The organism is Tissierella sp., from assembly GCF_032104385.1.
Taxonomy (GTDB): domain Bacteria; phylum Bacillota; class Clostridia; order Tissierellales; family Tissierellaceae; genus Tissierella.
In genome coordinates, this window is sequence record NZ_DAMCHJ010000008.1 from 28,286 (window position 1) to 52,581 (window position 24,296).

Here is a 24,296-nt window from a genome sequence, read left to right on the forward strand (position 1 = left end):
GATGAAAATAACAGCTCCACATTTAGGGAATGTATATTTAGCTGCGAAGGCATTATTTGATGGACTGGAAATAGATTATATAATGCCCCCATTAAGTAATAAAGAAGCCTTGGAAATTGGTTCTTTATATTCTCCAGAAGAAATGTGTTTACCATTTAAAATAATGATAGGTAATTATATACAAGCAATTGAAAAGGGAGCAGATACAGTAATAATTACAGGAAGTTGTGGGCCATGTAGATTTGGGGAATACTGTGAATTGCAAATAAATTTATTAAAAAAACTTAAGTATAATTTAGATTTTGTAGTAATTGATGCTCCAAGAGATATAGGAATTAAAGAGTTATATAATAGAATAAATAAGTTGTCTTCCCAAAGTAGTAAGTCAAAATATCAAAAGTTAAAGGCTTTGACTGATGCAAAGAAGGTAATAAATCTAATTGATGAAATAGAATCAGAGGCTCATTATTTATCTGGATATGAAAAGGTGAATGGTCAATGTAAAAGAATATTAAATAGCTGTAAAAAAGAGGCTTTAAAATGTAATAGTCCTAAAGAAATGATTAATTTACTAGAAGGTTATAAAGATAGTTTAAGGAGTATAGAGATAGATAAAGATAAAAATCCCATAAAAATAGCTATAATTGGTGAAATTTATACTGTAATTGAGCCATTTTCAAACTTGTATATTGAAGATAAGTTGATGGATTATGGAGTTACAACATCAAGAAAATTAACTCCTAGTTGGTGGGTTAAAGATATGATATTAGTTCCTACTAAATTAAATTCACTTGATATAAAAAAGGGAGCAAAGGAATATCTTAACCTTGGAATAGGAGGTCATGCAAGGGAGTGTATCGGCGAGGCAGTTTTGGCTTATGAGGAAGGGTTTGATGGGGCTATTCAAATATTTCCAATGGGGTGTATGCCAGAAATTGTTTCGAAAGCAATCCTTCCTACAATATCAAAGGATAAAGATTTTCCTATAATGTCCCTTGTAGTTGATGAAATGACTGGTGAGGCTGGTCTTGTTACTAGGATTGAAGCATTTGTAGACTTGCTTGAAAGGAGAAGGAGATATGCATTATCTTGGAGTTGATGTAGGTTCAGTAAGTACGAATCTTGTAATTTTGGACAATAAAATGGAGGTAATAGAAAAGATATATTTACGAACTAAAGGAAGTCCAATAAAAGCCGTACAAGATGGTCTGAAAATATTAAAAGATAAATATAGTAATATTGAAATTGGAGCAGCAGGTACTACGGGAAGTGGCAGGCATATAGCTGCTACATTAATAGGAGCCGATGCAATAAAGAATGAAATAACAACTCACGCAGTTGCAGCTCTTGAAATAGATAAGTATGTAAGAACAATAATTGAAATTGGAGGGCAGGACTCAAAGATTATTATCTTAAGAAACGGAGTAGTATCTGACTTTGGAATGAATACTGTTTGTGCAGCTGGTACAGGTTCATTTATTGATAGGCAGGCAGAAAGACTTGATATTCCAATAGAAGAGTTTGGAGATTACGCCTTGCAATCAAACACCTCTGTAAGAATTGCTGGAAGATGTGCAGTTTTTGCTGAGTCAGACATGATACATAAACAGCAGTTAGGATATAATAAATCTGACATAATAAGAGGACTTTGTGATGCTTTAGTTAGAAATTATCTTAATAATATTGGGAAGGGCAAGGAAATCATGCCTAAGGTGTTTTTCCAAGGAGGAGTTGCTGCAAATAAGGGGATAAGGTCAGCATTTGAAAGTGCTTTAGGCTTTGAGATATTTGTTCCAGAGCATTATAATGTTATGGGATCTATAGGTGCAGCAATAATAGGGAGGGAAGCAGCTGAAAGAAATGGAAAAACTAATTTTAAAGGCTTTAATCTTGCTGAAAATAAATTTATTTCTAAAAGTTTTGAATGTAACGGATGTGCAAATAGATGTGAAGTAGTTACAATCAACGAGAATAATAGTAATATTGGATGTTTTGGGGATAGATGTGGAAAATGGAGTAATAAAATGGCAATATAAAACTAAGCTAAGATAATTCTTAGCTTAGTTTTATATCTCTAAAATTAAATTAAACCAATTAATCTAATACTATTTGCTACTAAAAAACAAATCACAATTCCAGTGATAGTGGGTACAAGGAAAGAAACAATAGTCCATTTTAGGCTCTGAGTTTCTTTCTTTATAGTAAGACATGTAGTAGCACAAGGCCAATGCATTAATGAAAATAGCATTACACATACAGCTGTTAACCAAGTCCATCCATTAGAAATAAGAAGTTCTTTTAAATGTACTAGACTATCTAATTCAAGTAGAGAACCAGTAGCCATGTAACTCATAATTATTATTGGGATAACTATTTCATTTGCTGGAAAACCTAAAATAAATGCCATTAATATATAACCATCTAATCCAATTAATTTTCCAAATGGGTCTAGAAAGTTTGCAGAATGAGTCAATATGCTTGAATTTCCAATATAAATATTTGCCATAATCCATATAACTAGACCAGCAGGTATAGCTACTACGATTGCTCGACCTAAAACGAATAAGGTTCTATCAAAGATTGAATGTACTATTATTTTACCTACCTGTGGTTTTCTATAAGGCGGTAATTCTAAGGTGAAATTTGAGGGGATTCCTTTAAGTATTGTATTGGATAATATTTTAGATACTATCAATGTCATTATAATACCTAGAATTATAACACTAGTAAGAATTAATGTTAATAGTATAGATTCAAAAGGACCTCCTATAGCTCCAGCAAAGAACATTGAAATGATGGCTATTAATATAGGAAATCTTCCATTACAAGGTACAAAGTTATTGGTGATAATTGCTATTAGCCGTTCACGTGGGGAGTCAATTATTCTGCAGCCAATTATACCTGCGGCATTGCAACCAAAACCCATGCACATAGTAAGAGCTTGCTTTCCACAAGCACAGGATTTTTTGAAAAAGTTATCTAGATTGAAGGCAACTCTAGGAAGGTAACCTAAATCTTCAAGCAATGTGAATAATGGGAAAAATATAGCCATAGGTGGGAGCATAACAGAAACTACCCAGGCAAGAGTTCGATAAACTCCTAAAACTAGCATTTCATGTAACCAAGTGGGGGCACCTATCCATATAAAAAGTAACGTGATTTTATCTTCCAGCCAAAATAATCCTTTAGCAATCATTTCGGATGGGTAATTAGCACCAGTAATAGTTATCCAGAAAACTAAGGCTAAAAGACAAATCATAATAGGAATTCCTATTTTCTTTGATGTAAGATATTTATCTATTTTTCTATCAAAATTATTATAGTTTTCATTTTTAAAAGAAACAACTTTGTTGCTAATGTTTTCTGAAATATTGACTAAATGACTAACTATTTTATCACGAAGTATATTATGAGTAATTCCTTCTTCATTTAGAGATTTTCTTGAGTTATGAATTTGAGCTACTAGATCCTTTTTATCCATTAAATTAAATCCAAGATATTTATTTATAGAGTTGATTAACGTAATATCTCCATCTATAAGTTTTAGTGCAACCCATCGAGTATTTAATCTATTTCCAATTAATGGCTTTAGTATTGCTTCAATGTTAGATATAGCTTTTTCAATTGATTCTTCATATTGAATTTTTATAGGATTTAATTTAATTTTATCAAAGGCTATATTATAAACGGAATCCATCAAATCTTGTAATCCTTTTCCTTTAATAGCGCTGGTTCCTACTACAGGAACACCAAGTTCTTTAGATAGTTCTTCTAAGTCTATTTTTATACCTTTTCTTTTTGCTTCATCCATAAGATTAACACATACTACTGCTTTGGAAGTAATTTCTAAGGTTTGTAATACAAGATTGAGATTTCTCTCCAAGCAAGTGGCATCTACAACAATTACTGTTGCATCTGGATTTCCAAAACATATGAAATCTCTAGCAACTTCTTCCTCTATAGAATTTGACATTAAAGAATAGGTGCCTGGTATATCTACTAAGATAAAATTACTATCTTTATATAAGTAATTTCCATGTGCATTTGTAACTGTTTTTCCTGGCCAGTTACCAGTATGTTGATTTAGCCCTGTCAGACTGTTGAAAACTGTAGACTTACCTACGTTAGGATTTCCGCCTAAGGCTATAACCTTATCATCAAATGAGTTTTTTTCAATTTTAAGTTCTTGTTCTAAAATTCCTATTCCTGTGGATGTGCTAGTTAAACCCATAAACTTCCCCTCCTAATTTAAAGTTTTTCTACTAAAACCATAGAAGCCACATCGGAACGAAGGGCAATTACAGCGCCCCTAATAAAATAAGCAATAGGGTCACCTGAAGGACTTTGATGTAAAGGTTCTACTATAGTATTGTCAATTAATCCTAAATCCAATAATCTCCTTCTTGTTAACCCCTCAGACATTAATTTTTTAACCTTACACTTTTCTCCAATTGATAATGAGTTAAGTGGAATATAAATATTATCCATATAAAAAACCCCCTAAGAAATATATTTTAGTCTTGGGAAAAAAACTTTCCCTACACTAAAATATGTAAAATACTTTCTATGTGTTACTCGTATATATAATAATAGTGTATAATTTATTAGTTAAATTTTAGGAGTGATAATATTGAATAGCAAATTTCGTACAGTAAGAGGATATGAGTTAAATGAGTATGGCAGGACTTTACTTACTCCAGCATTAGAAGATTATCTTGAAATGATATATAGAAATAGCTTAGAAGAACCATATATTCGAATAAATACATTGGCAAGACTATTGAATGTAAAGGACTCATCTGCTTCAAAGATGGTAAGAAGACTAGGGGAGTTAAGATTAGTTAATTATGTGAAATATGGAATTGTAACCTTAACAGAGGATGGGGAAAAATTAGGAGAATTTTTATTAAATAGACATAATATCATAGAAAGGTTTTTGCATTTTATAGGATGCAAAGAAAATACTTTAATTCAAACAGAACTAATAGAGCATTATATTTCATCTAGTACGATTAATAATTTAGAGATTCTATATAAATTTTTTCATGAAAATAAGAAGATATTAGAAATGTATATTAACTATAGGGAGATATTTAAGAAAGAAGAATGATAGGTTCTTAGGGCTTTGTCATTAATTACTAGGTATTCATATTATATATTTTAAAAAGTTAAATCCCATAAATTGTTTTCATGATAATTCTTTTAAAACAGCTATTAAATTTATTCAGAAGATATCAATCAAATTACTTGCTTTATGTTTTTGGAGATATTTAATTTAAAAAGAAGGATTTTGAAAAAAATATAGAATAATAAAAATATAGAATAATATTTTATAGAATAAATATTAAAATATTATTTTTGTTAAATAGGATTATTAATAATAGGAGAATATAGGATGATATTAAAGACAAAAAAATTGACCATAAAAGAGATAGCAGAAGAAGATATTAAGAGAGTTCTAGAAATATATAATTCAAACCAGGACTTTCTTATGTTTCATATTGGGAATCAAGAGGTAAATATGGACTGGTTAATTCAAGAACAGAAAGAAATAAAGAATACAAATTTATTAATTTCTATTAGTGCATAGGAAATAATGCTGTTATAATTATGAGATTTTATAATATAGTAGTGAAAGATATTGACTTACTAATGCTTTATTAGGGAGGTGTAAAAAAATATGGCTTTAGTTTTACTCTCAATACTAGGAGGATACATAGGTATTGCTATAGGAGCAGTACTTAATAATGAACTCTATGAAACCTTATTTTTGATTGTTGGAATTTTAAGTCCAGCTTTAATTACTTTAGAGCGAATTTATAAAGAGATGAGTAGCAAATCAGACTAATTTAAGATTAAGTTAAAATATAGATGTTCTAAATTCGAAGGCAAAAATTAAGATGAAGATTATATTAACTAAGGTAGCTATTTATGGTAGAATTACGGAAAGTTACATTTGATAATTTTAATGGTTGTAGCAAAATCACTCTATGCATCATTATGGTTTATGGAAACAGGTAAGATTGAAGAAGGTGAATTAATAGAAAAGATGATTTTACAGAAGTGAAAATTTAGTTTCTTGTTAAAGTTTTATATATGTTAAATATCATGATTATTAAAACTCAATATTCCATTGAAATACCGTATTATTTATAAAAGAATCTTATGGTATTTTTATATTGAGGAGAAATAGAAATTAAAAGTATTTTTAGTAAAAATTTATTTGGATTTAAAATATAAAAGGTATATAGGAGATTATAAGAAAAGTTGATTGTGTAAATGTCTATGGAAGGCATGCTTCTAAATAAGGAAGATAAAAGAAGAATTAGAGAATGTCTTACTGAAAAGATTAGTTTTGATGAGATGACGAGAAAATTAATAGATAAACATAGGATAACCATATAGTAAAACACATGATAGTATGAGAAAAAATAGCCGAAAGTCTTACATACTATTTAAGTGAAATTAATGTGATACATCCTTTTAGAGAAGGCAATGTAATAACACAGAGAATGATGATGGAACATTTAGCACAAGCAGCAGGATATGATATTAGATTTTACAATGTTTCACAAGAAGAAATGATAGATGCAAGTATAACTTCTTTTAATTGTGACTATGCTAAAATGACAGAAATATTTAAGAGAATATAATAAAAGATCATATGGAAGCTTAAGTAATTTTATAAAGGTATATCAATTTATACCTGAGAGCTATGTTGCTGATTGAAAAATAGTAATCCTACAATAGTTTTGAATATGTACAAATTTCATATTGGACTAGCCGTTGGCAAAATCATATTAAGATAATAGCTATCCAACCTTTAGAAACTTTGGCAATACTCGAACGTTATAGGAAATAAGCAGAAATATAAATTGCAAATAGGAGGATAATATGACAGAAATTATATATAATGAACAGAATTCAATAAAAAAATCTATTATATTTGATATGGATGGAACACTTTTTCAGACGAATAAAGTTTTAGAAATATCATTACTTGAAACTTTTAATTATTTAGAATCAATTAATGAATGGGATGGAGAAATGCCAATTGAAAAATATCGTGAGATAATGGGCGCCCCATTACCAAAAGTATGGGAAGTTTTATTACCAGATCACTCAGAAGAGGTGAGAAAATTTACAGATTCATTTTTCCTTAAAGTATTGATTGAGAATATAAAAAATGGTAAAGGTGCTTTATATCCACATGTAGAAGATATTTTAAGTTATTTAAAGGATAATAATTGGTCAATATTCATAGCTAGCAATGGATTAAAGGAATACTTAAAAACTATTGTAAGTTTTTATCAATTAGATAACTGGATATTTGACTTCTATAGCATAGAAGAGATTGAGTCATTAGATAAATCTAATTTAGTTGAGTTTATTTTAAGAAAGTATAATATTCAGAGAGGGGCAATTGTGGGAGATCGTATTTCGGATATAAATGCAGCGAAGGATAATGGATTAGTATCCATAGGATGTAATTTCGATTTTGCACGTGAAGAAGAACTATCAAAAGCAGACTATGTTATTGATGATTTAATTGAATTAAAATCAATTATACATAAATTGTAAAAATAATTTGTACTCAAATAAAGATTGATTAATAAGGCATAGAAGTTGCTGATATCCTATAATAGCTGTATATGTGGTATTTGCTAACAGAATAAACTTATCAATGCAGACTTTAATCTGGAGTAAGGGCTATCTAATGTCGAAATTTGCAATGAATCTTTAATGGTATAAGATATATTTATATTAGGAGTAAGCTTTGAATCCAATTGTTAGGATGAATTATGATAGAAAAGGTTAAATTTAAGAACTCAAGGGATTTAACTCTAGTTGGAAATCTATATTCAGTTGATTCTGAATCAATAATCGTAATGTGTCATGGCTATACTCCTGAAATAATAACGATGGTTTTATCAGGTGCTTTAACTGATTCAATGAACCATAACTGGTCTGAAATTTTTACAAAAAAACAAATGAAAGAGCTGGAGGAAAAAGGATATTTAACTGAATATACGCCACAAGAAATACGGAAAGAGATTGTAATTGATAAAAGGATTTTGAAAGATTTTGAATTGATTGATCAAAATAAATTATTAGAAGATGTTAATTGTCCAGTTTTAATAATTCATGGTAATAATGACGAAGAAGGAAAGTTGCTATACAAAAGATCTAAAGCAGCAATGACATTGCTTTCAAGTGACTCAAAATCTGTTAATAGTTTAAAGATTGTTCCTGTAGCATCAAAACATCTATTGACTATGAAATTACTTCTAGCAGGAATAACAGACTAAGACTATGATGATATTAAATACTTATTAAACAGATTAAATATAAATCCGTATAGGTAAGTGTGTAATTTAGTTGTTTTTTCAATAAGGAAAATATTGCTCCAGATGATGAGAATCTAAGAATATAGCTTCTTTTTTATTTTTGTTTAAGTGTCGGATATGAGCCCGAAAATAGAGCTTTGAATAAGTTAATCACTCATTCAAAGGCTCGTAAGAGGATACTCCCACAAAGGAAAAAGATATAATTGTAAAAAAGCTTTCAGGAGAATTTTCATTAAATAGAATCGTAGATGAAACCCAAACTTATAATATAATAACAGCTAAAAGTATCGAAAAGATAATAGAAGAAATACGTATATGTGTAAGTCCCCAGGGAATGAATAAGGAATATTTATTAAAATCCATGAATATAAGTATGGATTTTGATATAGAAACAATTACACAATACTCATTCACAGGAGAAAACATAAAGATTATAATAGCAGGAGCTATAACAAGAGTGGGAACTACTACAGCAATGAATATGGCATCTTATCTATCTAGTATAGGGGCAAAGGTATCATATACAGAAGCAAATAGAAATAATCATCTTGAAAAAATTCATTCCTATTTCTTTTTCAATATCCCTATTAATGATGAATATTTTTCACAAAATGGGGTAGATTATTTTTTCAATGGCAATATTCCAATGGAAAATTATAACTTTAACATTATAGACATAGGGACATTAAATGAAAGAAATTTAAAGGTCTTTGAAATTGGGGAAATAAAGATGTTATGTAGCGGAATAAAGCCTTATGAAATACCACAGTTACATGATGCCTTAGATATTTTGAATAGAGATGATATAGATATTATATTATCTGAAGGAAAAATATCGAATGTAAAGAAGGAACTATTAGTGAATCAAGATAAAATACATTATACTAAATTCTCATCAGATCTATTTGATAATACAATTAATTCTGATGTTTGGAAGGTAATTTTAAGCAAATACATTATTGAGCATAAAATTTTATAGGTTTGGTTCTAATTATAATATAAAGTATTGAGAATCAATATATAGGTAAGTTATCCTCAAAATAAAGTAAGGTATTCAGAAGGTAGGTAAACAATGGAGATATTTATTGTAAATATGTTATACTGTCCATATAAGTAATTTTTAGTAGAATAATATTACGAAACAAAAAATTCATATAAAGATATGGAAGGGGGGAGGGAAACCTATGAATATATCAAATATAAAAAAGAATTTAGCTTATTACATTTTAGGAATAAATCTTATTCTGTTTTTTATATTTGGATTAATAGAAGCTCCTCTGTTGGTGCAATATATAAATATTAGCATAGTTCTTTTCGTACAATTTATAGTAATTCCAATAAATGAATATAGAAAAGTAGATATTTTAAAGAATAAATCAGTTATCTCAATACTTACTATAAGAATAGGATTAATAGTAGTGTTTAATGTATGTTTATATAAAATATTTTTGTCAAATAATTATAATTTAAAGTATACTTATTGGGTGTGCTTTGGTACCTTTAGTTTAATAATACTTGTTTTATTAATTGAGAAGTTAGTAAATAGCTATAGGGAAAGAAAGCTAAATGAGAAGAAGTATAATAATTTGTATATATTAGGAAATTTATTAATAACTATTTTCATAATAAGCATTTTAGTATATGAGTTAATATTGTTTCGTATGCGTCCTTCAAGGAATATATTCATTGATAGTGTTAAAGTTCCTGAATATATTTCGATTCATAAATATTATGCTAATGGGTCTGGAAAGAATTCAGTAAATCTAAATACAAATATTAAAATTAAATCACCTGAAGACCTGAAGAAAATTACAATGGGACTAAATTCAATTATGATTAAAAATATTATATCTACTGATTTTTTAAACTATGAAAGAATGAGAAGTGATAATAGTCCATATTATATGATGTCATTTCATTATGAGAATTCAAATAATCAGGAAAACAGATTAGAAAATGGATATATTGACCGGATTATTATAACATCTAATAAAAATATAGCAATTGAACAACTAAATAAAGATGATTTTCATTTGGACAGGAAATACTACTATGATATTTTTCCTATTAATTTTTCTGAGGAAACTATAAATGTGATTTTTACTTATCTAAATTAATTTTCTAAATATTTCACATGTACATCGGTATAAAATGGGCAATAGGAAGGAGAGAATTCTGTGGATAATAAAGACAAAAAAATACTAGAAGATCATGATAGATTTATGAAGAAGGTATTAAAAGCTGTCTTATATACTCTTTCTATATTTTTATTGACTATGTTTGGAATAAACCTAATTTTGGGTTTAATATTCCAATCAGATTTTTCAATTATAGTAAGTTTTAGTGTTGGTATCATTTTTATAATATTCTATTGTGCACTGACTATTATAGAAGAAATAAGAAAAATTAAATAAGACACATCATGGACTAGACCCGGTTAGGCGGACTTGATGAATAGCCTATTTGCTCAGGTTCAGTTTTTTATATTCTAAAGGAGATAAATATCAAGGGGAAGAAGTGCCTTCACTTTCTATTATAGAAAAGTTCTATGTATTCAAATATGGCTTTTTTAGCCTCTTCTCGTGTGGCAAAGACTTTGTTAGCATTGTTTTAATGATTTATTAAAGGATTCCATGATGGCATTGTCATAAGGATTACCAGCATCGCTCATACTTTGAATAATACCATGTTTTTCAACTTCAATGTGGTACCTCTTACCAATAAATTGAGATTTTCCATTCGGTATGCACAACAAGGCCTTCATGGGGTGATTCATTTCATATAGCGGACTCTAACGCATCAATTACTAATTGTTCTCTCATATTTTTATCCATAGACCAACCTACAATTTTACGAGTATATAAATCCATATAAGCCATCAGATATAGAAATCCTTCTTTAGTAGGAATATATGTTATGTCACTAACTCAAATTTTATTTTTCATATCAGCAGAGAAATCTTGCATAAGAATATTATCTTTTATTAAATGAAAAAGATGGATTAATTGATATGATTGATATGGATGAGCAGATAAGAAATAAAGGATTTATTTCCTATAAAGATTTATTATATAATTTAGGACTTGATAATAAACAATGTTATGATTATCTGTATAACGCTTGGATAGAAGCTGTCAAAAAGGCTATTTATGAAATGTATTATTTTGATGATACTAAAATTAGAGGCAGAAAGATAAGTAGATTTGATGGCATCAGCAAATTACAAAATATTAATTATGATATAATTATTTCAGCAATTGATAAAGTCATAGAAAGCAGTAAAGAACAAGAAATTAAATATCCATCTGCTTTTATTAAAATTACTCTATTCAATGAGATAAGCGAATTTTCTGCAAAAATTCAGGCAATGGTTAATTATGATTTAGCCAATAGTTAATCTGTTTTTATGTAAAATAAAGTCTATTATTGTTATAAAAAGCTTAGTAAATATTCAGAAATCGACATATAAATTAGAATATTTATTTTATATTATACTTAATAACAATTTAGGAGTTTTAAAAAATAATAACCTTAGTACAAGATAAAAATCTATATTACAATTTAGCTTGATTTTATAGAAATGGTATTCTATAGTAAATTAATATCAGAATGTTTCAAGAGTCATTATAGTAATTAATTATTTCAATATGAAAGGGTGGGAGATGTGATTAGATTAAAGTGTTGCTATAAAAATAGAGTAATAATATTAATAATTATCTCAATGATTAATATTGTTATTCTGCCAAGTTGTGAAAGAAATGAAGTTAATAAATCTACTTTTTCTGAAAAAATAGAGGCCATTAATTCTTTATCTTTAGTCGATGTTGAAAAATATATGACAGATAATGTAGAGTCTACTTTAAAAGAATTTGATGAGTTAAGTTTAAAGAAAATAGTTTTATATGAAGATAAGTTATTATTAAAAAAAGATAGTTATGAAAAATCGTTGAACAATATGTCTGTGAAAATTTACTTAGATATTAATGAAGAACTAGATGATGTTGAAAAGGAAAAAATATCTGATTTATTTAAACAAAAACTATTAGAAACTATTTCAAATAAAAACAGAATTGAACTGACAAGGGTGAGATTAATAGATATAGTTTATTCATCTGCAGATTTAAATAATAGTATTGAGTTTATAGAAACTGATAGTGATGTTAAAAGCTTATCATTAAAGCAAAAAGATGAATTAAATTTATTTGATAGAACTATATTTGAAGTTTTCAAATCAAATATTTCATCCCTAAATGAAAAATCTGAATATGAAATTAATAGATTAGGTTTAGAAGAAGATACTTTAAAATTTGAGACAAAAGTATATTACTATAATGATGAAGAGTATGAAAATAAATTAAAGAATATTAGTGATGTAACTTTTAACGAAATTGTGAAAAATAAGGATCTACTAAAAATTTTAAAAAACAATAATATAAAAAATATAGAATTTACTTATGACGGTAAGTGGTATAAATATGGAGATCCATTAATTTACAATTACAATTTATAAAATATATTATTAGCTATTTCTTATTTAATAAAGAAGGAGAAAAATGATAAACATTAAGAAGATATTAATTACAACATTAGTTTTTCATTAGTATTATTAAGTGTATTTAATATGCCTACATTTGCAGAACAATTGAATAATAAATTGGATGAAGATGGTATACCTATAGGAGAGTTTAAAGCATTAGATAAAAATGGAAATACTATAGACAATGTTAACTCTTTTTTAATGCGAAGAGATTCTGATTGGATGTATACTAAGACATCAAAAACTTATGCTTTAAAAGCTTCTGAAAAAGTAATAGGATATTATTACTCTCGTGCAAAGTTTAAATGTGATTTTAATAAGAATGTTGCTGACTGGGACAATGATGGAAGTAAAGCTTGGTCAATATATGATGATGGTTCTTGGGGAAGGGTTAGAGTTACAGGATCATATAAACCGAATCCTTCTACAGCTAGATTTTCACTAACAGGGGAAACTTCAGATGTACTTCTTGGAGTATATGCTGCAATGGATCATGTATATTATTTCTATGGCAATGGCACATGGGATATGAGTGTATTTGAATAATTATTAAAAGGTATGTTAATGTTAAATAAAATCAATATAAAAGAGTCAATATGTATAAGTATTTATTGTTCTATAGTATTAAATAAATAATTTCTACATTTTAAAATTGTAATTAGTTTTGAAATAGCTAATAAATAGTCACAATTTATTATAAAAGTGCAAGGACAATAGTTCTTGCACTTTTACACTTTTTAGACTGTTGACAAAGTAAAAACGTAAGCGGTTAATAGGTTCTTTCCAACTTTAGATGAATATAAATTGATTTATATAGAATACTAATATCTAATTAATAAAATAGATAGGATGGAAGTGTTATATATGGATGAATTTGTGAAATCATTATATCCTGCACTCAATTATTTAACTTATGAAACACATGAACATAATATTATCATTACTGTAGAGTCAAGCCGACATGAGATAGTATGTCCCTATTGTAGAAAGAAGTCATCTAGGGTTCACTCTGTTTACCGAAGAAAATTTCAGGATTTGCCTTTACAGGATAAACAGGTTACTATTATACTAAACAATAAAAAATACTTTTGCGATAATTAAGACTGTAGCTATAGGACTTTTGCAGAAAAATTTAATTTTATTACTCCTAAATCTCGAAAGACTAATAGATTAATTGGGAAAATTCTAAGACTATCTACTATGGTAAGCTCAGTATCTGCAGCACAAATATTAAAATCAGATATGACCATAGTAAGTAAAGGTACAATATGTAATCTGCTTAAAAAAATGCCTGTCTCTATGGATAAAAATGGTATCATTAGAGTTTGTATAGATGATTTTGCGTTTAAAAAACGATATTCTTATGGAACTATTATGGTTGATCTTGATTCCCATAGAATAATTGATATACTTGATTCTAGAGATAAAGAGCCAGTTATAGAATGGTTAAGGAATTATCCAAGTATTGAGATTGTATCCAGAGATGGGTCACAGGTTTATGCTTCGGCTATAACAGAAGCTCATCCAGGAGCCGTTCAAATCAGCGATCGATTTCATCTTTTAAAAAACTTGTCCGAGGCAGTGGGAAAATATATGTTTCGGTTATTTCCTGCTCGTGTTGAAATACCTGCTACAGCAACAACAAGAACACCAACTACTCCTATTAGAATCATTCCATCAAATCAATTAAAGTTGGAAAGAACCGGTTAATAACCACATGTATATACAATAATGGCAGCCATTTGACTGCCTAAGCTATCTCAGTTATTTGATTTTACATACTTCTTGGACTTTTGGATTCCAAGAAAGTAAATTGTCTATTAGTTTCTCATCTTCTCCAGTAGTTTTTGGCTACTGAAAAACACCCTAAAAATTTCAATATGTCCCTTTTACTTAATTTAAATATCCATATCACACCTATTATAACTTCCATTCATATTATATATTGGAAGGGAGGGATAGTATGTGTTTTGAAAATAGAACCAAGGCATATGCAAAAATAGAAGGTGGTAATTTATATCCAAATTTACATGGTGTAGTATTTTTTGATGATGTGGAAGGTGGTACAGAAGTAAGTGTAGAGGTATGGGGGTTACCTCCATATAAGCCAGCAGAGGATAACCAACAACCAATAGGACCCTTTGGATTCCATATACATGAGAATGGATTATGTCAAATTACCGATCCAAATAATCCATTTGAATCTGCGGGAGGACATTACAATCCTACAAATCAACCTCATGGGAATCACTCTGGAGATTTTCCTGTTTTATTTTCAAATAATGGATATGCTAGAATGAGTTTTTTTACAAATAAATTCAAACCTGAAGATGTTATAGATAAATCCGTAATTATACATCTTAATCCAGATGACTATAGATCACAACCAGCTGGTAACTCTGGTAAGAGAATAGCTTGCGGTGTAATTTATCCATCTTAAAAAATTCTACAATAAAAAACAAAAGCTCAGATTAATGGGCTTTTGTTTTTTGAATTATATTATTGAAAAGTACTTAAAAGCAAACTACAATACATCTTCTAGGAATACATATTACTTGGCCTATTTGCAACCTATTTGGATCTATCCCTGGATTCGCGTTTATAATTGCTTGAACAGTTACATTAAATTTTTGGGCAAGTGAGAATAAAGTATCTCCAGGCATTATTGTATACAAAAATCCATTAGGACATGGAGGAGTGGGTGGTATTGATCTAGGAATACATATTACCTGACCTATTTGCAAAAAGTTTGGATCAATTCCTGGATTTGCGTTTATGATTGCCTGCAAGCTTACATTAAATCTTTGAGCAATTCCTATTAAAGTATCTCCTGCCACTACTGTATAGAGAAATCCATTAGGACATGGAGGTGTTGATCTAGGAATACATATTATCTGACCTATTTGCAATCTGTTTGGATCAATTCCTGGATTAGCATTTATGATTGCTTGCACAGTTACGTTAAACCTTTGAGAAAGTGCAAATAAGGTATCTCCTGCCATTATTGTATATTGAAAACTTCCAGGAGGACATACTTGTTCTATTTGATAATCATCATTCATAATAATCACATTTCCTTTCTAAAGTATAGTCACTACATATTATGCTAAAGAGGTAATAAATGCTAAAAATATTATAAAAAAATAGGTAATATATTAACTTGTTATATTATGATGAATTTCATGATAGGTAATATATACATTGAGCAAACTCTAGTTCTATGATATAATATGTTTGTAGAAAAATAATAAAAGAAATGTATATAGTGGTGTTCCAATGCATCCACTTCTATAAGTGATGAATAGTTCACGACATAATCAATATATTATAGATATATTATTCTAGTAATAGGAGGGTAAAAGTGAAATTATTGAAGATTTTATTTATTATTATAACTGCTATAATACTTCTATATTTTTATAATTTAAATCAGATAAGTATATTTAGAGTGAGAGATATAAGGATAACTTCTAAAAAATTAAGAAATAGTCTAAAAATAACTCAGATATCTGATTTTCATTCTAATTACTTAATTAATTTAGAAAAGATGCTAGACGAGATAAGAGAGTTTAACCCAGATTTCATAGTGTTAACTGGTGATATTATAGATCATAATGATATAAAATTAGATACTGTAATTAAACTATTTAAAACTCTATTAGAATTAAATAAGGATATCTATTTTGTGCAAGGCAATCATGAAGCTAGACAGGAATTATATAAGGATTTAAAGAATGAAATGGAAAAATTAGAAATAAACATTTTGGAAAACAGTTCTACTACAATTATAGTAAAGGATCAGAAAATAAATCTTATAGGCCTTAAATTTTATCCTAAATCAAGAGAAGATGAAGAAATTATATATTATCAGGAAGCTACACAGGACTTAAATTTAGATTGCTATAATATATTATTAAGACATTCTCCTAATAATATAGAAGGAATTTTAAATGGAGAAGAAGATTTGATATTATCAGGACATACACATGGAGGACAAGTTAGAATTCCTTTTATAGGGGCAATAGTAGCTCCTGGGCAAGAACTTTTTCCAAAGTACGATAAAGGAATTTTTAAAATAAAGGATATAAATCTTTATATTGATAGTGGTCTGGGAAATAGTGTTGAGCCAATAAGAGCATTTAATTCTGTTCAATTTTCAAATATTACAATTGAGACAGAGAAGTGATAAAATCATGAATTTACAAGACTCAAAGAATAGAACAAAACTGAATATTATTCATGTGGATATGGACGCCTTTTATGCATCGGTAGAAGAACAGGATAATCCTAGACTTAAAGGATTACCTGTTATAGTAGGAGGTTTAAGTAATCACGGTATTGTCACTACTGCTAATTATGAAGCTAGAAAATATGGAGTTCATTCTGCTATGCCTATATTTATGGCTAAGAAAAAATGTCCTAAAGGATGTTTTATTCCTCCAAGGATGAAAAGATATAGGGACGTTTCTAAAGAAGTATTTAGTATATTATATGATTTTATAGATTTAATTGAGCAGGTATCCATAGACGAGGCTTATTTAGATATTTCTAAGATAGCTATGGAACCTATAGAAATAGTTATGAAGATAAAAGAAAAAGTAATGCTAAATACAGGATTGACCATGTCTGTAGGGATTTCATATAATAAATTTTTAGCTAAGCTTGCATCAGACTGGAATAAACCAAATGGTATAAAGGTAATAACTGAGGATATGATACCTGAAATACTATTGCCATTACATATAAGAAAAGTTCATGGCATAGGTCCAAAGTCTGCCAAAAAACTAAATGATATAGGTATTTATAACATTAAAGACTTGCTGGAGCTTTCGGAGGATTTTCTTATAGAACTTTTTGGAAAAGCTGGTATGGAGATATATAGTAGAATTCGTGGTATAGATTATAGAAAAATCAATACTACACGTGAGAGAAAGTCTTTAGGGGTAGAGCGTACTTTTCAAGAAGCCACAAATGATAGAACTACACTTGTAGGATATATAGAAAAATTTTCAGAAGAATTATCATATGATTTAAAGAATAAAGGTATACAAGGGCGGACAATTACCTTAAAAATCAAAGATGAGAATTTTACAGTTCAAACAAGAAGTAAGACTTTAAATGAATATATTAACAATTTCTCTCAGATATTTGATATAGCTCTTGAGCTTTTAGATGAAATTGAAATAAATTGTAAAATTAGATTAATTGGAATAACTTCATCAAATCTTATGACCTCAGAATTAGAACAACTTTCCCTATTCGACTAAATTTTAATGAATATTATTTATATTAAAAAGATACAGTTATACAATTTATATAAATTGTATAATTGTATCCTGTTTTCAATTTAAAGATTAATTATTATATTGTTTTGGAGGTGCATTTAATATTCTCATAAATTCTTCACCAGTAATAGTTTCACGTTCTAATAAATATTCAGAGAGTTCATGAAGTTTATCAATATTTTCAGTAAGAATACTTTTTGCTTTCTCATGAGCATCTTTGATTATTTGAAGAACCTTTTCATCTATTCTAGATGACATTTCAGCCGAACAAGCTAGAGATGCATCTCCGCCTAAATATTGATTTGATACTGTTTCCAGTGCCATCATGTCGAAAGTATCGCTCATTCCGTAGCGAGTTACCATAGCTCTTGCCATTTTAGTGGCTTGTTCTATATCATTAGATGCACCAGTAGTGATTGAATTGAAGATAATTTCTTCAGCAGTACGGCCACCAGTTAGAGTAACTATTTTATTGAAGATTTCTTCTTTGGACATTAAAAATCTTTCTCCTTCTTCCACTTGCATAGTATATCCTAATGCACCGGAAGTCCTTGGAATAATAGTGATTTTATGAACAGGAGCAGAATTTTTCTGCTTTGCTGCAACTAGAGCATGTCCTATTTCATGATAAGAAATGATTAGTTTTTCCTTAGTAGATATTACAGCACCTTTTCTCTGATATCCGGCTATGACTGTTTCAACTGACTCGTCAAAATCGGATTGATTTACTTTAGTACGATTACATTTTACTGCACGTAGTGCTGCTTCATTGGCGATATTGGCAAGTTCTGCACCTGACGCACCAGAAGTAGCTCTAGCAACAGCATTATAATCAATGTTATTTTCTACTTTAATCTTTTTAGAGTGAACTTTAAGAATATCTTCACGACCTTTTAAATCAGGAAGTTCTACTGGAATACGTCTATCAAATCTTCCAGGACGTAGAAGGGCTTTATCTAAAGTTTCTGGTCTGTTAGTTGCTGCAAGTATGACAACGCCTTTACTGCCATCGAATCCATCCATTTCAGTAAGTAACTGATTAAGTGTCTGTTCACGTTCATCATTACCACCCATACCAGAATTATCGCGTTTTTTACCAATAGCATCAATCTCATCAATAAATACTATACAAGGAGCTTTTTCCTGTGCTTGTTTAAATAAATCACGTACACGTGCAGCACCCATCCCTACAAACATTTCAACAAATTCAGAACCAGATATGGAAAAGAAGGGAACATGAGCTTCTCCTGCAACTGCTTGAGCCAGTAAGGTTTTACCAGTTCCAGGAGGCCCTACAAGTAAAGCACCCTTTGGAAGTTGTGCACCGATTTCCTTATACTTTTCTGGATTGTGAAGAAAATCAACGATTTCTGTGAGAGCTTCTTTTGCTTCATTTTGTCCAGCAACATCAGCAAAAGTTTTTCCAGTTTGAGCTTCTACATATACCTTAGCATTACTTTTGCCAAAGGTCATAGAATTACCTCCGAATTTTCCTTGTAAATTACGGGAAAATAACTGTCCAATTCCTATAAAAAATAATATAGGAATAATCCATGTTAATAAGAAATTAGCAAGAGGTGATCTTTCCTTTGGAATTAACTTTGAGAATTCAATTTTTTTATGCTTATTAAGCTCATACAAACGATTTACTAAATCAGGGTCATCCATTTTACCAGTTATAAATACACTATCTTTTCCTTTATCATCTGGTGCAATAAAGGCAATTTGATTTTGTTGAACCTCAACTTCTTTAATATTTCCAGATTCTATCTGCTTTAAAAATGTTCCATAATCAACTTGAGTTATTTGCTTCTTTAATAATGATGGAAATACAAATGTATTTAGAAGCATCAATACTATCATCGCAATGGTATAATAGTAAATTAAAGGCTTTTTAGGATTTTTTTTTCTATTCATAAACATTCCAACCTTTCTAATTAAAAGTTTTTATACTTGATTCATTCTTATTAACAAGTCTTTTAAATCTTGTAGACCAGATATAATGGCGTGGAGATTATCAGGGTCTTCATTTGAAAATATGGGAGAATATCTTTCTTTTAAAGTATTATCAATTTCATCAATAGTAGATAAACCTTTATCAGTAAGCTCTATTTTTACAACTCTTTCATCTGATTTATCTCTATGTCTTTGTAGATATCCTTTTTTCTCTAATTGTTTGCACATAGATGAAGTATTTCCACTTTGTATACTCATAATCTTTGCTAAACTACCAATGCTATGATCTTTATTGTCCTTTATTTCTCTAAGGATTCGAGTTTGTATAATAGTTAAATCATATTTATTAATTATAGGAATGAAAGTAGTACCCATGTTTACAGATACATCTCTCATTAAATCCATCAATTGATTTTTAAATTCTAAAGCATCCATATTATAGGCCTCCTTTTATGTTCACTAATATTCAAATAACCATATAAGGTATATTATATATGATGCATATATAATATACCTTATATAGGGGGTTGTCAATATAATTTATTTTATAAATCATGCTTAGTATATATTTTCGTTATAATGTATACTTAAAAATAGGGGGTAAAGGATTTATTTTTATAAAATATAAAATTATTTTAGGATATCTGTAACATTCTCATAAAAAATGCGACTAATTATATGAAAGGAGGATTTTGATGAGAGAAATAGAAAAACTATATAGACTTTATAAAGATGATATTTATAGATATCTACTTTCTTTGACTCATAATTCTGACCTTTCAGAGGATTTGCTGTCAGAAACTTTTATAAATGCAATTAAAACCATCGTGAACTTTAAAGGACATTCTTCAATAAAAACATGGTTATTTTCCATAGCTAGAAATTTATGGTTACAAAATATTAGAAAAGAAAAAACAATGGTTGAATATAACGAGCTTTTAGAATTATACGTAGCAGATACAATAGATGAAAAATTGATTACAAAAGAAGCAGCTAATAGGATAAGAAACTTGTTATTAGAAAAAGATAATCGAACACAAAAAATAATAAACATGAGATTAGAGGGTTATAGTTTTATAGAAATTGCAGAGGAAGTAAAAATATCAGAGAGCTCAGCAAGAGTTATTGATTTTAGAACTAAAAAATGGATTAAGTCTGTTTTAGAAAAGGAGGGAATATATTGAAAAATATTTCTTGTGATATAATACTAGATTTAATTCCACTTGTAAAAGATGGTGTAGCAAGTGAGGATAGCGAAAAAATAGTAAATGAACATCTTAAATATTGTAATAGTTGTAAAGCTGAGTTTGAAATATTTGAACCCATTAAGTTTAAGCAATCATTAATAGAGGATAAAAAAATAATATTTGCTATAAAACGTAGTATAGTTGTAACTCAAATTATTATTTTGATAGTGGGTACCGTTGTAGGAGTGGGGCTTACTAATTCGATGGGGATGTTTTATAATTTTATAATAATGCCTATTATAGGTGGTGTTTCATTTATAACACTAAGGAGAAAGTGGTATTTCATGCCAATTGTAGTCTTTATCTTAAGTTATATATGGCAAATTATAGACTGCATACTATCTGGTGAATTTGTTTGGGAAATTCTTTATGCTGGATTATTCTTTAGCACAATATATGCCGTTTTAGTAGGATTAGGATTAATCATTGCAGTACTTTTAGAATTTGCGTTTAGGAAAGAGAGGTGAAGAAAGTGAAAAATACAAAGACGAGGATATTAAAAATATTTGCAGGACTAATAGCTATAATTTTGATTAGTGGAATACTTTTTATTACCAATGCTTTTGCGGGGAATCCGATATCTGCAAAGATTGCAGAAAAAACAGTCAACCAATATGTAAAAGAGAATTATTCTTTTCTTGATTTAGAAGTAGAAAAGCCAATTTATAATTTTAAGTTTAATGAATATATATCAAAAGCTAAATCAAGAACAAGTATAGATACTAAGTTTAATATTTATTATCGAAATGGTAAGGTACATCATGATAATTACGAAAGCTCTGTTCTAAAAATGTTCAATACAATTGAAAGATTCTCAGATGAATATACTGATCTTGCAAAAAGAATTATTGCCAAAGAGCTTGGATATGAAAAAAATAATACGAGAGTAATGTATGATAAGACTGTTTATGAAAATGGTAAAGATGCTTTGCAACTTGATATGAAATTTGATAAATCATTACCTATAGATACAGAAGTTACTATTGATATTGATGCGGAGAATACATCCTTAGAGGATATAGCAAGGATTTTAATTGATGCACATAAGGCTTTTATAAAAAATAACTGTTATTTTAAAAAATATGGATTATTTATTGAAAATGATGAAATACTTGTAATGGTTAATGGAGTTACTTCAGAGGATATTGAAAGTGGTGATTTGGTAAATATGCTTCAACAAGCTAAAGATTATAAGAATGATAATGTAGTTGAAAAAGGAGAGGAAGAAAAGGACTGGGAAGAAAGAATGAGTGTTTATATTAGAGATAAAAATTCTAAAAATAACTAATGAGTTATATATAAATTTAGAAACTAGATAAAAAGAAGAGGTTAATTCAATGGTTGAAGATAAATTTATAATGAGAATACAGAAGCAAAATGAAAATATTAAAAAATACAGTAGAATATCTAATTTGATTAGCATTGCTAGATTTATAGTATTTGTAGGAATTATATTTCTTACTTATATAATTATTAAAATTAGTTATAAATCAATTTATGTAAGTATAGATTTTATTTTGGCAATGCTATTTATTGCGTTGGTCGTATATCACAATGTAATTAAAGATAGATTAAATTTTTCAAAAGAAATTATAAATATAAATAATAAATATTTAGCTAGAATTGATGGAAATTGGGTGGATTTTAATGATATTGGAGAAGAGTTTATAAATAAGAAACATAGATATTCTTTTGATTTAGATATAGTAGACAAAAAGTCTTTGTTTCAGTTTATAAATATAGCTAATACATGGAACGGCAGAAAGGTATTAGCAGAAACTTTATTGGAAGCTAAATATGGTAAAGATGAAATATATCTAAGACAAGAAGCGATAAAAGAACTTAGCAAAAAACTAGACTTCTGTCAAGAACTGGAATATTTAGGGGGTAAGCATAAAAAAGAATTGCAAGACCCAGAAAAGATAATAAAATATGCAGAAAACAAAGAAGTTTTGATAAAATCACAAAAAATAAGAGCGTTAATTCATTTTTTTCCAGTATTTTTTATACTATTATCAGGGATAATTATAATATTTAAAATTAAAAGAATATATATATTAATTCCGTTTTTAATATTGCTTCAAATTTTATTATGGATGATAAGATTTGCAAAAATCAATGAGATCATAAGACCAGTAGGGAGTTTTAGATATAATCTAGAAACCTATGTAGATATGCTCAAGCTATTGGAGAAGGAAAAGTTTGAATCTAAAAAGTTAAATGATATTAAAGAAGTATTATTTAATGAAAAGTATTCATCTATATTGGCAATAAAAGAGCTGGATAAGATTACAGAAAAAATTAATTTAAGACATAACAATGCTTTAATATATCTAGTATTTAATGGGCTATTCTTATGGGATTATGAATGTGTTTTTTTATTAGAAAACTGGAAAAATAAATATGGGGTAAAAGTGAAGAAGTGGATTGAAGTCATAGGAGAAATTGAAGCTCTAATGAGTTTAAGTGTTTTGATGCAAATAGATAAAGGAGTTTCATTTCCAACTATTGATAATTCAAAGTTAAGAGTAGTGGCAGAAGGTTTAGGACATCCACTTATAAGCAGTAATGATAGGATATTAAACAATATAGAAATGGATAATAGTATTTTTATTATTACTGGGTCAAATATGTCGGGGAAAACAACATTTTTAAGAACTATAGGTATAAATCTAGTATTAGCATATAGTGGAGGCCCCGTATATGCTAGTGAGATGTCCTGTCCAATATTGGATATATATACATCTATGAGAGTAACAGACGATTTGAAAAATGGAGTATCAACTTTTTATGCTGAACTACTTAGAATTAAGAGAATCATTGATGCTGCAAATGAAAATAAAAAGATTATCTTTTTAATTGATGAAATTTTTAGAGGGACAAATTCTGTAGATAGAATACTAGGTGCTAAAAATGTTCTTGG

Annotated in this window: 29 protein-coding genes and 2 pseudogenes; 24 read left to right on the forward strand and 7 right to left on the reverse strand. The window is 28.5% G+C overall.

The features are described 5' to 3' along the window. Position 1 precedes the first annotated feature (1 nt). Together RT714_RS09305 and RT714_RS09310 are read left to right on the forward strand one after the other, a co-directional pair. On the forward strand, positions 2–1,099 hold the full coding sequence (locus RT714_RS09305; protein WP_313757299.1) for a CoA protein activase: 1,098 nt from the start codon (positions 2–4) through the stop codon (positions 1,097–1,099). Continuing rightward, entirely contained in the window at positions 1,080–2,036 is a 957-nt protein-coding gene (locus RT714_RS09310; protein WP_313757300.1) for an acyl-CoA dehydratase activase, read from the forward strand. Before RT714_RS09305 ends, RT714_RS09310 begins: the two co-directional genes overlap by 20 nt. A gap of 44 nt (positions 2,037–2,080) precedes the next feature. Here RT714_RS09310 and feoB read toward each other — a convergent pair whose 3' ends face one another. Continuing rightward, positions 2,081–4,231, reverse strand: coding sequence for a ferrous iron transport protein B (gene feoB, locus RT714_RS09315; RefSeq protein ID WP_313757301.1), 2,151 nt, complete (start codon positions 4,229–4,231; stop codon positions 2,081–2,083). Between the two features lie 17 nt (positions 4,232–4,248). Then, positions 4,249–4,488 (reverse strand): FeoA family protein, encoded by a 240-nt coding sequence (locus tag RT714_RS09320; protein ID WP_072977369.1) that lies wholly within the window; start codon positions 4,486–4,488, stop codon positions 4,249–4,251. Positions 4,489–4,630: 142 nt separating this feature from the next. Here RT714_RS09320 and RT714_RS09325 point away from each other — a divergent pair, with 142 nt between their 5' ends. The 10 genes from RT714_RS09325 to RT714_RS09370 all read left to right on the forward strand — a co-directional run bounded on the left by RT714_RS09325 (position 4,631) and on the right by RT714_RS09370 (position 10,762). Next, entirely contained in the window at positions 4,631–5,110 is a 480-nt protein-coding gene (locus RT714_RS09325) for an iron dependent repressor, metal binding and dimerization domain protein (RefSeq protein ID WP_313757302.1), read from the forward strand. Positions 5,111–5,395: 285 nt separating this feature from the next. Continuing rightward, on the forward strand, positions 5,396–5,590 hold the full coding sequence (locus tag RT714_RS09330) for a hypothetical protein (RefSeq protein ID WP_313757303.1): 195 nt from the start codon (positions 5,396–5,398) through the stop codon (positions 5,588–5,590). A 90-nt stretch (positions 5,591–5,680) separates the two neighbouring features. Next, positions 5,681–5,848 (forward strand): hypothetical protein, encoded by a 168-nt coding sequence (locus tag RT714_RS09335; RefSeq protein WP_313757304.1) that lies wholly within the window; start codon positions 5,681–5,683, stop codon positions 5,846–5,848. Between the two features lie 431 nt (positions 5,849–6,279). Then, positions 6,280–6,405 carry a hypothetical protein gene (locus RT714_RS09340; RefSeq protein ID WP_312667177.1) on the forward strand — a complete coding sequence of 42 codons (126 nt, stop codon included), beginning with the start codon at positions 6,280–6,282 and terminating at the stop codon, positions 6,403–6,405. Positions 6,406–6,431: 26 nt separating this feature from the next. After that, the gene (locus RT714_RS09345; RefSeq protein ID WP_313757415.1) at positions 6,432–6,653 is read left to right on the forward strand and encodes a Fic family protein; all 222 of its coding nucleotides are present in this window, start codon (positions 6,432–6,434) and stop codon (positions 6,651–6,653) included. A gap of 241 nt (positions 6,654–6,894) precedes the next feature. Next, positions 6,895–7,581 (forward strand): HAD hydrolase-like protein, encoded by a 687-nt coding sequence (locus RT714_RS09350; RefSeq protein ID WP_313757305.1) that lies wholly within the window; start codon positions 6,895–6,897, stop codon positions 7,579–7,581. A 221-nt stretch (positions 7,582–7,802) separates the two neighbouring features. Next, entirely contained in the window at positions 7,803–8,309 is a 507-nt protein-coding gene (locus tag RT714_RS09355) for a hypothetical protein (RefSeq protein WP_313757306.1), read from the forward strand. Between the two features lie 373 nt (positions 8,310–8,682). Further along, positions 8,683–9,327, forward strand: coding sequence for a hypothetical protein (locus tag RT714_RS09360; protein WP_313757307.1), 645 nt, complete (start codon positions 8,683–8,685; stop codon positions 9,325–9,327). Positions 9,328–9,532: 205 nt separating this feature from the next. Next, positions 9,533–10,465 carry a hypothetical protein gene (locus RT714_RS09365; RefSeq protein ID WP_313757308.1) on the forward strand — a complete coding sequence of 311 codons (933 nt, stop codon included), beginning with the start codon at positions 9,533–9,535 and terminating at the stop codon, positions 10,463–10,465. A 60-nt stretch (positions 10,466–10,525) separates the two neighbouring features. After that, positions 10,526–10,762 (forward strand): hypothetical protein, encoded by a 237-nt coding sequence (locus RT714_RS09370; RefSeq protein WP_313757309.1) that lies wholly within the window; start codon positions 10,526–10,528, stop codon positions 10,760–10,762. 109 nt (positions 10,763–10,871) lie between these two features. Here the strand turns inward: RT714_RS09370 and RT714_RS15935 are convergent. Continuing rightward, a pseudogene (locus tag RT714_RS15935) lies at positions 10,872–10,940 on the reverse strand (IS3 family transposase); the annotation flags it as partial. Between the two features lie 190 nt (positions 10,941–11,130). Beyond that, positions 11,131–11,275 (reverse strand): annotated as a pseudogene (locus RT714_RS09380) (DDE-type integrase/transposase/recombinase); the annotation flags it as partial. An 83-nt stretch (positions 11,276–11,358) separates the two neighbouring features. Between RT714_RS09380 and RT714_RS09385 the strand changes: the two are divergent. The 6 genes from RT714_RS09385 to RT714_RS09405 all read left to right on the forward strand — a co-directional run bounded on the left by RT714_RS09385 (position 11,359) and on the right by RT714_RS09405 (position 15,325). Beyond that, positions 11,359–11,745, forward strand: coding sequence for a hypothetical protein (locus RT714_RS09385; protein ID WP_312668298.1), 387 nt, complete (start codon positions 11,359–11,361; stop codon positions 11,743–11,745). Between the two features lie 267 nt (positions 11,746–12,012). Further along, positions 12,013–12,858: a hypothetical protein gene (locus tag RT714_RS09390; protein ID WP_313757310.1), complete on the forward strand. Its 846-nt coding sequence runs from the start codon at positions 12,013–12,015 to the stop codon at positions 12,856–12,858. 111 nt (positions 12,859–12,969) lie between these two features. Beyond that, the gene (locus tag RT714_RS09395; RefSeq protein ID WP_313757311.1) at positions 12,970–13,431 is read left to right on the forward strand and encodes a hypothetical protein; all 462 of its coding nucleotides are present in this window, start codon (positions 12,970–12,972) and stop codon (positions 13,429–13,431) included. A gap of 318 nt (positions 13,432–13,749) precedes the next feature. Beyond that, on the forward strand, positions 13,750–13,986 hold the full coding sequence (locus RT714_RS15940; RefSeq protein ID WP_399326511.1) for a transposase family protein: 237 nt from the start codon (positions 13,750–13,752) through the stop codon (positions 13,984–13,986). A 99-nt stretch (positions 13,987–14,085) separates the two neighbouring features. Beyond that, the gene (locus RT714_RS09400) at positions 14,086–14,595 is read left to right on the forward strand and encodes a transposase (RefSeq protein WP_313757312.1); all 510 of its coding nucleotides are present in this window, start codon (positions 14,086–14,088) and stop codon (positions 14,593–14,595) included. A 253-nt stretch (positions 14,596–14,848) separates the two neighbouring features. Next, positions 14,849–15,325 carry a superoxide dismutase family protein gene (locus RT714_RS09405; RefSeq protein WP_313757313.1) on the forward strand — a complete coding sequence of 159 codons (477 nt, stop codon included), beginning with the start codon at positions 14,849–14,851 and terminating at the stop codon, positions 15,323–15,325. 73 nt (positions 15,326–15,398) lie between these two features. Here RT714_RS09405 and RT714_RS09410 read toward each other — a convergent pair whose 3' ends face one another. Next, positions 15,399–15,947, reverse strand: a complete 549-nt coding sequence (locus tag RT714_RS09410; RefSeq protein ID WP_313757314.1) for a LysM peptidoglycan-binding domain-containing protein — start codon at positions 15,945–15,947, stop codon at positions 15,399–15,401. Positions 15,948–16,246: 299 nt separating this feature from the next. Between RT714_RS09410 and RT714_RS09415 the strand changes: the two genes are divergently transcribed. Then, positions 16,247–17,071: a metallophosphoesterase gene (locus tag RT714_RS09415; RefSeq protein ID WP_313757315.1), complete on the forward strand. Its 825-nt coding sequence runs from the start codon at positions 16,247–16,249 to the stop codon at positions 17,069–17,071. A 7-nt stretch (positions 17,072–17,078) separates the two neighbouring features. After that, positions 17,079–18,152: a DNA polymerase IV gene (locus RT714_RS09420; protein ID WP_313757316.1), complete on the forward strand. Its 1,074-nt coding sequence runs from the start codon at positions 17,079–17,081 to the stop codon at positions 18,150–18,152. A gap of 87 nt (positions 18,153–18,239) precedes the next feature. Here RT714_RS09420 and ftsH read toward each other — a convergent pair whose 3' ends face one another. Beyond that, positions 18,240–20,087: an ATP-dependent zinc metalloprotease FtsH gene (ftsH, locus tag RT714_RS09425; RefSeq protein WP_313757317.1), complete on the reverse strand. Its 1,848-nt coding sequence runs from the start codon at positions 20,085–20,087 to the stop codon at positions 18,240–18,242. Positions 20,088–20,117: 30 nt separating this feature from the next. After that, positions 20,118–20,561 (reverse strand): transcriptional regulator, SarA/Rot family, encoded by a 444-nt coding sequence (locus tag RT714_RS09430; RefSeq protein WP_313757318.1) that lies wholly within the window; start codon positions 20,559–20,561, stop codon positions 20,118–20,120. A gap of 260 nt (positions 20,562–20,821) precedes the next feature. Here RT714_RS09430 and RT714_RS09435 point away from each other — a divergent pair, with 260 nt between their 5' ends. From RT714_RS09435 to RT714_RS09450, 4 genes are all read left to right on the forward strand, one after another. Next, positions 20,822–21,310, forward strand: a complete 489-nt coding sequence (locus RT714_RS09435) for an RNA polymerase sigma factor (RefSeq protein WP_313757319.1) — start codon at positions 20,822–20,824, stop codon at positions 21,308–21,310. Next, complete coding sequence (locus RT714_RS09440; RefSeq protein ID WP_313757320.1) at positions 21,307–21,840, forward strand: zf-HC2 domain-containing protein; 534 nt, start codon at positions 21,307–21,309, stop codon at positions 21,838–21,840. Before RT714_RS09435 ends, RT714_RS09440 begins: the two co-directional genes overlap by 4 nt. A gap of 5 nt (positions 21,841–21,845) precedes the next feature. Then, on the forward strand, positions 21,846–22,661 hold the full coding sequence (locus RT714_RS09445; RefSeq protein ID WP_313757321.1) for a hypothetical protein: 816 nt from the start codon (positions 21,846–21,848) through the stop codon (positions 22,659–22,661). 49 nt (positions 22,662–22,710) lie between these two features. Then, positions 22,711–24,296 (forward strand): MutS-related protein (locus RT714_RS09450; protein WP_313757322.1); only part of this gene is annotated, 1,586 nt, incomplete at its 3' end.